The organism is Pseudomonas sp. CAM1A (assembly GCF_047501685.1).
Lineage (GTDB): Bacteria > Pseudomonadota > Gammaproteobacteria > Pseudomonadales > Pseudomonadaceae > Aquipseudomonas.
In genome coordinates this window covers 294,012-307,049 of sequence record NZ_JBFNXP010000003.1, presented here as the reverse complement: position 1 = coordinate 307,049, position 13,038 = coordinate 294,012, and the positions used below count along the sequence as shown (strand labels likewise).

The 13,038-nt window shown below is 64.5% G+C and carries 14 protein-coding genes; 2 read left to right on the top strand and 12 right to left on the bottom strand.

What is annotated here, in order from left to right:
* Positions 1-18: 18 nt before the first annotated feature.
* The 4 genes from ABZO33_RS09825 to ABZO33_RS09810 form a co-directional block, all read right to left on the bottom strand.
* Positions 19-783 carry an amino acid ABC transporter ATP-binding protein gene (locus ABZO33_RS09825; protein ID WP_023629378.1) on the bottom strand — a complete coding sequence of 255 codons (765 nt, stop codon included), beginning with the start codon at positions 781-783 and terminating at the stop codon, positions 19-21.
* Positions 784-793: 10 nt separating this feature from the next.
* Positions 794-1,891, bottom strand: a complete 1,098-nt coding sequence (locus ABZO33_RS09820) for an amino acid ABC transporter permease (RefSeq protein ID WP_414535888.1) — start codon at positions 1,889-1,891, stop codon at positions 794-796.
* A 10-nt stretch (positions 1,892-1,901) separates the two neighbouring features.
* A complete protein-coding gene (locus tag ABZO33_RS09815) occupies positions 1,902-3,080 on the bottom strand; it encodes an amino acid ABC transporter permease (protein WP_414535887.1) in 1,179 nt (392 codons plus the stop codon).
* Between the two features lie 67 nt (positions 3,081-3,147).
* Positions 3,148-4,176: an amino acid ABC transporter substrate-binding protein gene (locus tag ABZO33_RS09810; RefSeq protein WP_102685462.1), complete on the bottom strand. Its 1,029-nt coding sequence runs from the start codon at positions 4,174-4,176 to the stop codon at positions 3,148-3,150.
* Positions 4,177-4,511: 335 nt separating this feature from the next.
* Here ABZO33_RS09810 and ABZO33_RS09805 point away from each other — a divergent pair, with 335 nt between their 5' ends.
* Complete coding sequence (locus tag ABZO33_RS09805; RefSeq protein ID WP_414535886.1) at positions 4,512-5,168, top strand: alpha/beta hydrolase; 657 nt, start codon at positions 4,512-4,514, stop codon at positions 5,166-5,168.
* A gap of 92 nt (positions 5,169-5,260) precedes the next feature.
* Positions 5,261-6,727: an ATP-dependent RNA helicase RhlB gene (gene rhlB / locus ABZO33_RS09800; protein WP_414535885.1), complete on the top strand. Its 1,467-nt coding sequence runs from the start codon at positions 5,261-5,263 to the stop codon at positions 6,725-6,727.
* An 82-nt stretch (positions 6,728-6,809) separates the two neighbouring features.
* Here rhlB and moaE read toward each other — a convergent pair whose 3' ends face one another.
* The 8 genes from moaE to ABZO33_RS09760 all read right to left on the bottom strand — a co-directional run bounded on the left by moaE (position 6,810) and on the right by ABZO33_RS09760 (position 13,015).
* The gene (gene moaE / locus ABZO33_RS09795; protein WP_414535884.1) at positions 6,810-7,256 is read right to left on the bottom strand and encodes a molybdopterin synthase catalytic subunit MoaE; all 447 of its coding nucleotides are present in this window, start codon (positions 7,254-7,256) and stop codon (positions 6,810-6,812) included.
* Positions 7,257-7,258: 2 nt separating this feature from the next.
* Positions 7,259-7,504: a molybdopterin converting factor subunit 1 gene (moaD, locus tag ABZO33_RS09790; RefSeq protein WP_023629385.1), complete on the bottom strand. Its 246-nt coding sequence runs from the start codon at positions 7,502-7,504 to the stop codon at positions 7,259-7,261.
* Positions 7,504-7,974 (bottom strand): cyclic pyranopterin monophosphate synthase MoaC, encoded by a 471-nt coding sequence (moaC, locus tag ABZO33_RS09785; RefSeq protein ID WP_414535883.1) that lies wholly within the window; start codon positions 7,972-7,974, stop codon positions 7,504-7,506. Before moaC ends, moaD begins: the two co-directional genes overlap by 1 nt.
* A 123-nt stretch (positions 7,975-8,097) precedes the next feature.
* Positions 8,098-9,492: a PhoH family protein gene (locus tag ABZO33_RS09780; protein WP_023629387.1), complete on the bottom strand. Its 1,395-nt coding sequence runs from the start codon at positions 9,490-9,492 to the stop codon at positions 8,098-8,100.
* 292 nt (positions 9,493-9,784) lie between these two features.
* The gene (phnE, locus tag ABZO33_RS09775; protein WP_414535882.1) at positions 9,785-10,552 is read right to left on the bottom strand and encodes a phosphonate ABC transporter, permease protein PhnE; all 768 of its coding nucleotides are present in this window, start codon (positions 10,550-10,552) and stop codon (positions 9,785-9,787) included.
* On the bottom strand, positions 10,549-11,376 hold the full coding sequence (locus ABZO33_RS09770; RefSeq protein ID WP_414535881.1) for a PhnE/PtxC family ABC transporter permease: 828 nt from the start codon (positions 11,374-11,376) through the stop codon (positions 10,549-10,551). The genes phnE and ABZO33_RS09770 overlap by 4 nt, the downstream gene beginning before the upstream one ends.
* Positions 11,370-12,164, bottom strand: a complete 795-nt coding sequence (locus ABZO33_RS09765; RefSeq protein WP_414535880.1) for a phosphonate ABC transporter ATP-binding protein — start codon at positions 12,162-12,164, stop codon at positions 11,370-11,372. The genes ABZO33_RS09770 and ABZO33_RS09765 overlap by 7 nt, the downstream gene beginning before the upstream one ends.
* Positions 12,161-13,015, bottom strand: coding sequence for a putative selenate ABC transporter substrate-binding protein (locus tag ABZO33_RS09760; RefSeq protein ID WP_414535879.1), 855 nt, complete (start codon positions 13,013-13,015; stop codon positions 12,161-12,163). The genes ABZO33_RS09765 and ABZO33_RS09760 overlap by 4 nt, the downstream gene beginning before the upstream one ends.
* Positions 13,016-13,038 lie beyond the last annotated feature (23 nt).

Sequence of the window (13,038 nt, the reverse complement as noted above, 5' to 3'; positions counted from 1 at the left end):
TCGGCGGCCCCTGGTACATCAATGCAGGATCTGGCTCAGGAACAACCTGGTCCGGTCACTGCGCGGCCGGTCGAAGAAGTCGTCCGGCGCCGCCTGCTCGACGATCTCGCCCTTGTCCATGAAGATCACCCGGTTCGCCACGGTGCGGGCAAAGCCCATCTCGTGGGTCACGCAGAGCATGGTCATGCCATCCTCGGCCAGGCTGACCATGGTGTCGAGCACCTCCTTGACCATCTCCGGGTCCAGCGCCGAAGTCGGTTCGTCGAACAGCATGATCTTCGGCTTCATGCACAGCGCCCGGGCAATCGCCACCCGCTGCTGCTGACCACCGGACAACTGCCCGGGGTACTTGTGCGCCTGCTCCGGAATGCGCACGCGCTCGAGGAAGTGCATGGCGATTTCCTCGGCCTTGCGCCGCGGCAGCTTGCGTACCCACATGGGCGCCAGGGTGCAGTTTTCGAGGATGGTCAGGTGCGGGAACAGGTTGAAGTGCTGGAACACCATGCCCACCTCGCGGCGGATCGCCTCGATCTGCTTGAGGTCGTTGGTCAGCTCGACGCCGTCGACGACGATACGCCCCTGCTGGTGCTCTTCCAGCCGGTTGAGGCAGCGGATGGTGGTCGACTTGCCCGAGCCCGACGGCCCGCACAGCACGATACGCTCGCCCTGGCGCACGTTCAGGTTGATGTCCTTGAGCACATGGAACTGGCCGTACCACTTGTTCACGCCCTGCATCTGGATGATGCCTTCGGGGCCGGCAGGCTGCTTGATCGCTTCACTCATTTCGAAACTCCTAACGCTTGTGGCCAGTGTCCAGCTTGCGCTCCAGGTGCATGGAGTAGCGGGACATACCGAAACAGAAAATCCAGAACACTAGGGCGGCGAACACGTAGCCCTCGGTAGCCATGCCCAGCCAGGCCGGGTCAGCCGCGGCCTGCTTGACGCTGTTGAGCAGGTCGAACAGGCCGATGATGATCACCAGGCTCGTGTCCTTGAACAGGGCAATGAAGGTGTTGACGATGCCGGGGATCACCAGCTTGAGCGCCTGGGGCAGGATCACCAGGCCCATCGCCCGCCAATAGCCCAGGCCCATGGCGGCAGCGGCTTCGTACTGGCCCTTGGGGATGGCCTGCAGGCCGCCGCGCACCACCTCGGCGATGTACGCCGACTGGAACAGGATCACGCCGATCATCGCCCGCAGCAGCTTGTCGAAGCTCATGCCTTCGGGCAGGAACAACGGCAGCATCACCGACGACATGAACAGCACGGTGATCAGCGGCACGCCGCGCCAGAACTCGATGAAGGTCACGCAGACCACCTTCACCGCCGGCATGTTCGAACGCCGCCCCAGGGCCAGCAGGATGCCCAGCGGCAACGCGCCGACAATGCCGACCGTGGCGATCACCAGGGTCAGCATCAGGCCGCCCCACTGGCTGGTGGGCACCGTTTCCAGCCCCAGCACGCCACCGTGCAGCAGGATGTAGGCGAGAATCGGGTACAGCACCAGGAAGCCCAGGCCATACACGGCCTTGCGCGGGAAGCGTTTGATGAACAGCGGTGCGGCGCCGAGCACGGCAAGCCACACGGTCAGGTCGACGCGCCAGCGCAGCTCCGTCGGGTAGTAGCCATACATGAACTGGCCGAAGCGCTGCTGGATGAACACCCAGCAGGCGCCCTCCTTGGTGCAGTCAGCGCGGGTGGTGCCGACCCAGTTGGCGTCGATGAACGCCCACTGCACCAGCGGCGGCACGATCAGCCATACCAGGTACAGGGCGAACAGCGTCAGCAAGGTGTTGAGCCAGCTGGAGAACAGGTTGGCCCGCATCCAGGCGAGCACGCCAACGGTCTTCACCGGTGGCGGCATGTCGGGTTTGAAAACATGGGCTGTCACGGAAGGACCCTCACCGTTCGATCAGCGCAATGCGCTTGTTGTACCAGTTCATCAACAGCGAAATGCTGATGCTGATGGCGAGATAGACGCTCATGGTGATGGCGATCACCTCGATGGCCTGGCCGGTCTGGTTGAGCACGGTACCGGCGAACAGCGAGACCATCTCCGGGTAGCCGATACCGGCGGCCAGCGACGAGTTCTTCGCCAGGTTCAGGTACTGGCTGGTCAGCGGCGGGATAATTACTCGCAACGCCTGAGGAATGATCACCTTACGCAGCGTCGGGCCTTCGCGCAGGCCCAGCGAACGGGCCGCCTCGGTCTGGCCGTGACTGACCGAACGGATGCCGGAACGCACGATCTCGGCGATGAACGCCGCGGTATAGATGGTCAGCGCCAGGGTCAGCGCCAGCAGCTCGGGGATCAGCACCCAGCCACCGACGAAATTGAAGCCCTTGAGCTGCGGCACTTCCCAGTGCACCGGGCTGCCGAACAGCAACGCGCACACGCCGGGGATGCCGATCAGCAGCAGCAGGCCCACCCAGAACTTGTGGAACGGCTGGCCGGTTTCATCGAAACGCTTGTTGGCCAGGCGCACCATCAACACGATGGCGACGATTGCCAGCACCAACGCGATAACGAACGGCCAGAAGCCCTCGGCCATCGAGGCGCCGGGCATGTTCAGGCCACGGTTGCTGATGAAGAAGGTGTCGTCGATATTGATGCTGCCCCGCGGCCCCGGCAGGGTCAGGAACACAGCGAAGTACCAGAACAGGATCTGCAGCAGCGGTGGAATGTTGCGGAAGGTCTCCACGTACACCGTCGCCAGCTTGTTGATCATCCAGTTCGGCGACAGCCGCGCCACGCCGATGATGAAGCCCAGCAAGGTAGCCAGGATGATGCCGATGAAGGTCACCAGCAGGGTGTTGAGCAGGCCGATGACGAACACTCGGGCGTAGCTGTCCGACTCCACATAGGGAATCAGGTGCTGGGCAATGCCGAAGCCGGCACTGCGCTCGAGGAAATCGAAACCGGAGGTGATGCCCCGGTGCTGCAGGTTGGTCTGGGTGTTATGGAACAGGTACCAGCCCAGGCCCACCACGAACACCACGGTGAGGATCTGGAACAGCCACGCGCGCACACGTGGATCACTAAGGGAATACCCTTTCCGTGCGCCGATTTGATTTTGCATGAAGTGCCCCGAAAAGAAGGGATTCGAACGACCCGCGGCGGCAGGATGCCACCGCGGGGTGCAGCCATCAGCGCACAGGTGGCGCGTACTGGATGCCGCCGTTGTTCCACAGGGCATTCATGCCACGGTCGATCTTCAGGTCGGTGCTCTGGCCCAGGTTCTTCTCGAACACTTCGCCATAGTTGCCGACTTGCTTGACGATCTGCACTACCCAGTCCTTGGGCAGCTTGAGGTCCTTGCCATACTCGCCATCGGCGCCCAGCAGGCGGGCGACGTCAGGGTTCTTGGTGGACTTGGCCTCGGCCTCGACGTTCTTCGAGGTAACACCTGCTTCTTCAGCGTTGAGCATGGCGAACAGGGTCCACTTGACGATGCTGAACCATTCCTCGTCGCCTTTGCGCACGACAGGGCCCAAGGGCTCCTTGGAGATGGTTTCCGGCAGCACCACGTACTCGGTCGGCGCGGCCAGCTTGGAGCGCTGGGCGAACAGCTGCGACTTGTCCGAGGTCAGCACGTCGCAACGGCCGGATTCCAGCGACTTGGCGCTCTCATCGGAGGTATCGAAGGTGATCGGGGTGTACTTGAGGTTGTTGGCGCGGAAATAGTCGGACACGTTCAGCTCGGTGGTGGTACCGGCCTGGATGCAGATAGTGGCGCCATCGAGCTCCTTGGCGCTGGAGACACCGAGCTTCTTGTTGGCGAGGAAGCCAACGCCGTCATAGTAGGTGACGCCGGCGAACACCAGGCCCATGCCGGCATCGCGCGAGCTGGTCCAGGTGGTGTTGCGCGACAGCACGTCGACCTCGCCGGACTGCAGCGCGGTGAAGCGCTCCTTGGCGTTGAGCTGGCTGAACTTGACCTTGGTCGCATCGCCGAACACGGCGGCAGCGACGGCGCGGCACACATCGGCGTCGATGCCGACGATCTTGCCCTGTGCGTCAGGCACGGAGAAGCCGGGAAGACCATCGCTCACGCCACACTGGACGAAGCCCTTCTTCTTCACCGCGTCGAGGGTGGCGCCGGCCTGGGCGAAGCTGGTGGCGCCCAGCGCGGCGGCGGCGGTCAGGACTGCCAGGGTGGTTTTCAACATCTTCATCAACAACCTCCAAATCGCTCTTGTTGTATGAGCCGGAATTGCACCGCACCCTTATGAGGCGCATCCGACCCCTTGTTGGCTTGTTTTTGGGTCAATTGGCGCAATGGGCTGTTCTATGACAGCCTTCGATCCACACGAGGGGTGTTACCGGGACCGGCCCACCTCTTCGCATGACAAGGACATAGCAAAGGGCGTACCACAGTCCACGGCTTAAGCGATAAAGCGGTAGTCAAGTAGGAAAAGTTGTAGAGTTGCGACATCTTTTTCTGGCATTAACCGCCAATGCCTTCTTTTTACGCACTACATCAGTACGCCAGCACTCTTTCGGAGCAGTCATGACCCAACCGCTGATTCTCGAACCGCAGAAAACCGCCGACGCCTGTGTGATCTGGTTGCACGGCCTGGGGGCCGACCGTTACGACTTCCTACCGGTAGCGGAATTCATGCAGGAACGCCTGCTCAGCACCCGCTTCATCATGCCCCAGGCGCCAACGCGCCCGGTAACCATCAACGGCGGCTACCAGATGCCCAGCTGGTACGACATCAAGGCCATGACCCCGGCGCGGGCCATCGACGAAGTGCAGTTGGAAGAATCCGCCGAACAGGTCATCGCCCTGATCAAGGCCGAACAGGCCAAGGGCATCAACTTGTCGCGCATCTTCCTCGCCGGGTTTTCCCAGGGCGGTGCGGTGGTGCTGCACACTGCCTATATAAAGTGGCAGGAAGCCCTGGGCGGGGTCATCGCCCTCTCCACCTACGCGCCAACCTTCGGCGACGCGCAGCAACTGAGTGCCTGCCAGCAGCGCACGCCGGCGCTGTGCCTGCACGGTGTGCACGACCCGGTGGTGATCCCCTCGATGGGCCGCACGGCGTTCGAGTACCTCAATACCTGGGGGGTGGCCGCCCAGTGGCATGAGTACCCGATGGAGCACGAAGTGGTGGTCGAGGAGCTGAAGGACATCCACGACTGGCTGAGCCGCCAGTTGCAGTGATTCTGTAGCCCAGCCCGCATTGCACTACGCCGCGCCCGATTCTTGCATTACACTGCCCGGCGTACATTCCTTAACCAGTTGACGAGACGACCGTGCTCAAGGCACTCAAGAAAATATTCGCCAAGGCAGACACCGCGCCACAGGCCGCCGAGCCCGTCGCCACGATCCCGCCCGCGCCAGCCGCGCAACCGGCTGCCGCCAAGGCCCCGACGCGCCAGCACACCAAGCCCAAGCCCGCCGCAAAGGCCGTTGCCGAGCCGCAGCCCGCAGACCAACCGCGTGCCGAGCAGCCAATCAAGGACAAGCCGCGCCGCGAACGCAAGCCCAAACCCCAGGCCAGCCTGTGGAAGCCCGAGGACTTCGTGGTCGAGCCGCAGGAAGGCAAGACGCGTTTCCACGACTTCAAGCTCTCCAATGAGCTGATGCATGCCATCCACGACCTTGGCTTCCCCTATTGCACGCCGATCCAGGCCCAGGTCCTGGGGTACACCCTGCGTGGCCAGGACGCCATCGGCCGGGCCCAGACCGGCACCGGCAAGACCGCCGCGTTCCTGATCTCGATCATCTCGCAGCTGCAGCAGACCCCACCGCCCAAGGAACGCTACATGGGCGAACCGCGGGCGCTGATCATCGCCCCGACCCGCGAGCTGGTGGTGCAGATCGCCAAGGATGCCCAGGCCCTGACCAAGTACACCGGCCTGAATGTGATGAGCTTTGTCGGCGGCATGGACTTCGACAAGCAGCTCAAGGCACTGGAAGCGCGCCATTGCGACATCCTGGTGGCCACCCCGGGCCGCCTGCTGGACTTCAACCAGCGCGGCGAGGTGCACCTGGACATGGTCGAGGTGATGGTGCTGGACGAGGCCGACCGCATGCTCGACATGGGCTTCATCCCCCAGGTCCGCCAGATCATCCGCCAGACGCCGCCCAAGAGCGAGCGCCAGACCCTGCTGTTCTCCGCCACCTTCACCGACGATGTGATGAACCTGGCCAAGCAGTGGACCACCAACCCGGCCATTGTCGAGATCGAGCCGGAGAACGTCGCCAGCGAGACCGTCGAACAGCACGTCTACGCCGTGGCCGGCAGCGACAAGTACAAGCTGCTGTACAACCTGGTCACGCAGAACAAGTGGGAACGGGTGATGGTGTTCGCCAACCGCAAGGACGAGGTGCGGCGCATCGAGGAAAAACTGGTGCGCGACGGCATCAACGCCGCCCAGCTGTCGGGCGACGTGCCGCAGCACAAGCGTATCCGCACCCTGGAAAGCTTCCGTGAAGGGCGCATCACCGTGCTGGTGGCCACCGACGTGGCCGGCCGTGGCATCCACATCGACGGCATCAGCCATGTGATCAACTTCACCCTGCCGGAAGACCCGGACGACTACGTGCACCGCATCGGCCGTACCGGTCGCGCCGGCACCAGCGGCGTGTCGATCAGCTTTGCCGGTGAGGACGATTCGTACCAGTTGCCGGCGATCGAAGAGTTGCTGGGGCGCAAGATCAAGTGCGAGATGCCGCCGGACGAGCTGTTGAAGCCCGTGCCGCGCAAGCATCACTGAAGGGCAGTATCGGGGCCGCTATGCGGCCCTATCGCAGGCTTGCCGGAAATCCGGGGCGCAGCACCGGCCAGCGAATAGAGCATCACCAGCGTTCGGCGGCATCCTGATCGCTCTGCTTGCCTTCCACCCAGCGCGGCCCTTCCTGGGTATTCTCCTTCTTCCAGAACGGCGCCCGGGTCTTCAGGTAATCCATGATGAAGTTGCAGGCATCGAACGCTGCCTGTCGATGCGCGCTGGCCACGCCGACGAAGACAATCGGCTCGCCCGGCTCCAGGGCGCCGATACGGTGCAATACCTCTACCTTGAGCAGTGGCCAACGCCCTTCGGCCTCGACCACGATCTTGGCCAGGGCCTTTTCAGTCATGCCTGGGTAGTGCTCGAGGAACATCCCCGCCACCTCCCGGCCATCGTTGAAGTCACGCACATAGCCGACAAAGCCGACCACCGCGCCCACGCCGACATTGGCAGCGTGCATCGCGTTGACCTCGGCGCCCGGGTCAAAGGCCGTCTCCTGAACGCGCACGGCCATCGTCAACCTCCGGTCACGGGTGGGAAGAACGCGATCTCGTCACCCTCTTCCAATGGCTCATCGAGCCGGCACAGCTCTTCGTTGCGGGCACACATCAGGTTCTGCTCGGCCAGCACCGCGTAGTGCCCACCCTTGCCCGCCAAGGCCTGGCGCACGTCGTCCAACACCTTGAAGTCGCCTTCCAGGCGCTCGGCGTCGATACCCAGCAACTCACGGTAGCGGGCGAAATACATGACCTTGACCTTCATCACCCCTCCACCTTGTAGTGCCCGCTCTTGCCACCGGTCTTCTCCAGCAGGCGCACCTGCTCGATGACCATGCCCTTGTCCACTGCCTTGCACATGTCGTAGATCGTCAGCGCGGCAACGCTGGCGGCAGTGAGCGCCTCCATTTCGACGCCGGTCTGCCCGGCCAGTTTGCAGCGCGCGACGATATGCACCACGTCATCGCCTTCAGCGGCCAGCTCGACCTTGACGCTGGTGAGCATCAGTGGATGGCACAGCGGGATCAGGTCGCTGGTCTTCTTCGCCGCCTGGATGCCGGCGATGCGCGCCACGGCGAACACGTCGCCCTTGGGGTGTTGGCCATCGACAATCATGCGCAGGGTGTCCGGCAACATGCGCACCCGAGCCTCGGCAATCGCCTCGCGGGCGGTCACGGCCTTTTCAGTGACGTCGACCATGTTGGCGCGCCCCTGGGAATCAAGATGAGTCAGCACAGCTCTGCTCCTGGGAAGGGATAACAGAGTGTAAACCTGCCGGTCAGCTTTGAGCAGAGGGCAGAACAGCGCATCGCGGGGCCAGCCCGCTCCCACGGTGGGAACGGGCTGGCCGGCGACAGGTTACAGGTGCGACTCGGCGTACTCGGCCAGTACCGAGCGTGGCACGCCCTGCAGGGTGATATGAACGCCGTGGGGGAAGTCCTTGAAGCGCTCTGTGAGGTAGGTCAGCCCGGAACTGGTGGCCGACAGGTAGGGGGTGTCGATCTGCGCCAGGTTGCCCAGGCAGACCACCTTCGAGCCGGTCCCGGCGCGGGTGATGATGGTCTTGATCTGGTGCGGCGTGAGGTTCTGGCACTCGTCGATGAGGATCAGGCTCTGCTGGAAGCTGCGCCCACGGATGTAGTTCAGCGACTTGAACTGCAGCGGCACCCGCTCGAGGATGTACTCGACACTGCCGTGGGTGCTCTCGTCATCCATGTGCAAGGCTTCGAGGTTGTCGGTGATGGCGCCGAGCCAAGGCTCCATCTTCTCCGCCTCGGTGCCCGGCAGGAAGCCGATCTCCTGGTCCAGCCCCTGCACGCTGCGGGTGGCGATGATGCGCCGGTAGCGCTTGCTGACCATGGTCTGCTCGATGGCTGCGGCCAGCGCCAGGATGGTCTTGCCCGAGCCCGCCGCGCCGGTCAGGTTGACCAGGTGGATATCCGGGTCGAGCAAGGCGAACAGCGCCAGGCTCTGGTGGATATCCCGTGGCTTGAGGCCCCAGGCTTCCTGGTGCAGCAGCGGTTCCTGGTGCAGGTCGAGCAGCAGCAGCTCGTCGTTGCGGATGCCCTTGATCCAGCCGACGAAGCCCTGCTCGTCGATGATGAACTCGTTGACGTGCACCGCCGGCAGGTTGTCCGTCAACTGCACCCGATGCCAGGTACGCCCGCGCTCCTGGCGGGTATCGACCTTGCTCACGCGGTCCCAGAATGAGCCCGTGACCGAGTGGTAGCCTTTGGACAGCAAGGACACGTCGTCGACCAACTGGTCGGTGCTGTAGTCCTCGGCGGCGATCCCGCAGGCACGCGCCTTCAGGCGCATGTTGATGTCCTTGGTCACCAGCACCACGTCGAGGTCCTTGCGCTTGGCGCGCAGGTCGAGCAGCTGGTTGATGATGATGTTGTCGGCGAGGTTCTCGGGGAGCAGGCGGTTGGGCTCGTTGCGCGTGCTCATGAGGATGGACAGGAAGCCCTTGGGCCCGCTCTTGCCGCGCTGGATCGGCACGCCCTGCTCGACATCGCTGGGCGAGGCGTCGCCGAGGGTCTGGTCGATCAGGCGGATGGCCTGGCGACATTCGGCGGCGATGGTCTGTTTACCGGTCTTGAGCTTGTCGAGTTCCTCCAGCACCGTCATCGGTATGGCGACGTGGTGCTCCTCGAAGTTGAGCAGGGCGTTGGGGTCGTGAATCAGGACGTTGGTATCGAGCACATACAGGATTGGCTGGTTGGAGGAAGGGTTGCGTCCTTGGTCATCCATACTCGTTCACCTTATGTGAAAGCCACACGGCGCGAACGGCTGCGCCGCAAAGTGACTGCCGTTCTCCCCGTATCCGCGTCGTTACGGGCGGGGAACTCACCTGGCAAAGAGGGCGTGGATGACGCCACCTGTGCTGCAGGGTTCGGCTGTCTGGTTCCTTGATACCGCAAAAACCATGACCGAAAAAAGTCTTTTTACGCTCAGGTGAAGTTTATTTTTCGGATTGACGAACAGCGCTTGGCGCGGGCCCTGAGCAGGACTACAGTCAAGGATCAGGTGCCGCGAAGTGCACTCAGGCGCGCACGAAACGCTGGCGCAACACGTCGCTCAGGGCGTCCACCAGCAACACCAGTACCAGCATGGCGATGATCACCGTGCTGGCCTGGGCCTCCTGGAACAGGCTCAGGGTCGCGTAGAGCATCTGCCCCAGCCCGCCCGCCCCCACGAAACCCAGCACGCTGGCCATGCGGATGTTGTTCTCCCAGCGATACAGGCTGTACGCCAGCAACTGCGGCCACAGGTTGGGCAAGGTGCCGAAGCAGAAGGCCGCCACCTGGCTGCCGCCCTGCAGGCGAATCGCCGCCGCGGGCTCCGACGGTGCATTCTCCAGCGCCTCGGCGAACAACCGCCCTAACACCCCGGCGGTATGCAGCGCCAACGCCAGGGTGCCGGCATTCGGCCCCAGGCCCGCGGCCAGCACGGTCAGCGCCGCCCAGACCAGTTCCGGAATCGCCCGCAGCGCGTTGAGCAGCAGGCGCGCCGCGCCCTGCAGCGGCAAACCGAAACGGCCGGCGGCCGGCAGCGCCAGCAACAGGCCGAGCAGCATCGCCAGCAGCGTTCCCATCCCCGACATCGCCAGTGTTTCCAAGGCGCCCTGCCCTACCGCGCGCAGGTGTGTCAGGGACAGGTCCGGGTGCAGGAAACGCGCCGCGTATTCGCCCATCTGCGCCGGCCCGCCGCTACCGACGAGCGCGGCCAGGTCCAGCTCCAGGTAAGCGAACGACGCCAGCACCGCCGTCAGGATCGCGACGATAACCAGCCCATTGATCATCCGCCTCATACAAGCCTCCCGCGCAGGAAGCGGCTGAGCAGGTCGGCCAGCACCACCAGCAGCAGGAAGGTCAGCAACATGCTCGCCACCTCGGCACCGGCGAACATGCGCATCGACAGGTCGATCTGCTGCCCCAGGCCGCCGGCGCCGACGAAGCCCATCACCACCGAGGCGCGCACCGCGCATTCCCAGCGGTACACGGTGTAGGACACCACTTCGCTCGCGGCCTCGGGCAGGGTGCCGTAGAGAAACGCCGACAGGCGGCTGCTGCCGGCCTGGAGCAAGGCATGGGCCGGGCGCTGGTCCACCGACTCGAAGATCTCCGCGTAGACCTTGCCGAGCATGCCGCTGTAGGTGATGGCGATGGCCAGCACCCCGGCGGTCGGGCCCAGGCCCACGGCGCGGACGAACAGCAAGGCCCAGACGATCTCGGGCACGCTGCGCAGAAAGATCAGCACACCACGCACCGGCAGGCGCGCAGCACGCGACCAAGGCCCCAGGCGCCCACCGCTGGAAGCCGCCCGCAGCGACAGCGCCCGACTGGCCAGCAGACTGGCCGGGACCGCCAACAGCAACGCCAGGGTCATGCCCGCCGTGGCCACGGCCAGGGTCTGCACCGTAGCGCCGAGCAACAAGTCGAGAAAATCGGCATCGTGGGCCGGGGGCCAGAACGCGCTGAGGAAACCGGCCATCTGTTGACGGTTCTCGGCCTGCAACAGCACACCGGGATCCAACTCGCTCAAGTGCAGGCCGGGCCACAGCAGCGCCAGGCACAGCAGGGTCAGCAGCAAGCGAGGCGAGGCAGCGGGATCGCGGTGGTCAGTACTCAGCATCGCGGGATCTGCACCTGCAGGCTCGCCGTCGTGGCGACAGGCGAGGCCAGCTGCTCGTTGGCATACAAGGCATCGAGCATCGCTTCGCTGACCGCTTGCGCCGGGCAATCGAACGCCACCTGCCCGGCGCGAATGCCGACGATGCGCGGGAAGTGCGCCAGGGCGAGCTCCACCGCATGCAGGCTGGCGACCAGGGTCACGCCATGGGCCTGGGCATGGCGGTTGAGCAGCGCCAGGCTGTGATCGGCCAGCACCGGATCCATGGCCGAGACCGGTTCGTCGGTCAGCAGCACGTCAGGTCGCTGGTACAAGGCACGGGCAATGCCGACCCGCTGCAACTGGCCACCGGACAACTGCCCGCACTGGGCGAACAGCTTGTCGGCCATGCCAAGCTCCGCCAGCGCTGCACGGGCACCGGGCACATCGCCGGGGTGGATCAGGTTGAGCAGCCCGCGCAGCGTGCCCCATTGCCCCAGGCGCCCCGCCAGCACGGCGGTGACCACCCGCTGTCGCGGCGGCAAGGGCGGCGCCTGGTGCACCAGGCCGACCCGTGTGCGCAAGCGCTGGCGGGCGCGGGCAGACAGCGCCCAAGGCTGCTCGCCGAACAACTCCAGCCGCCCGCTACTGGGCGCCACGGCAGTGGCCATCAGGTGCAGCAGGCTGGACTTGCCGGCTCCGGACGGACCGATGATCGCCACCCGCTCGCCCTGGCCGATCTGCAGGTCCAACGCGCTCAAGGCCTGGACCTGGCCATGGCGCACGCTGGCGCCCTGAACACGGATACTCACTTGAGCAGGCCGGCCTCGCGCGCGGCTTGCTCGGTGCCCTGGTAGTTCTCGGGGCGGGTCTCGATAAAGCGGCTGGCGGCCTGCAGGTCGAGGATCTTCTTGTCCGCAGGCTTGGCCGGGTCCAGGGCAAGGAAGGCCTGCTTGATCTTCTCTTTCAGCGCCGGGTCCATGTTGCCGCGCACGGTCCAGTTGTAGTCGAAGTACTCCGGCGTGGTGGCAAATACCCGCACCTTGCCGGTGTCGACCTTGCCGGCCTTGACCAGCTTGTCCCAGACGCTGGCGTTGAGCACGCCGGCATCGGCCTTGCCAGCCTGGACCCAGGCGGCGGTGGCATCGTGGGCGCCGGAATAGGCGACGCGGCTGAAGTATTCCTCGGGCTTGATGTTGTCGTTCTTGAGCATGAAGTAACGCGGCATCAGGCTGCCCGAGGTGGACGAAATCGAGCCGAAGGCGAAAGTCTTGCCCTTGAGGTCCTTGAGGCTCTTCACGTCCGGGTTGGCGGTAATGAACTTGCTAGTGAACTTGGCATCCTGCTCACGCTGCACCAGCGGCGTGGCCTTGGGGTCCTTCAGGTGCACCTGGACGAAGGTGAAGCCCCCCAGCCAGGCCAGGTCCAGGCGGTCGCTGGCCAGCGACTCGACCACCGCCGGGTAGTCGGCCACCGGTACGAACTGCACCTTCATGCCCAGTTGCTGCTCGAGGTACTCGCCCAGTGGCTTGAACTTGCGCAGCAGTTCGGTCGGTGCCTCGTCGGGGATGGCGCTGACGTGCAGCACATCGGCGGCCTGGGCAACCACGGCGCAGCAGGACAGCGCGAGGCCGGCAAACAGTGCCAGGGGGCGTTTGAGCATGGGGGTTCTCCGGTTCAATAGCG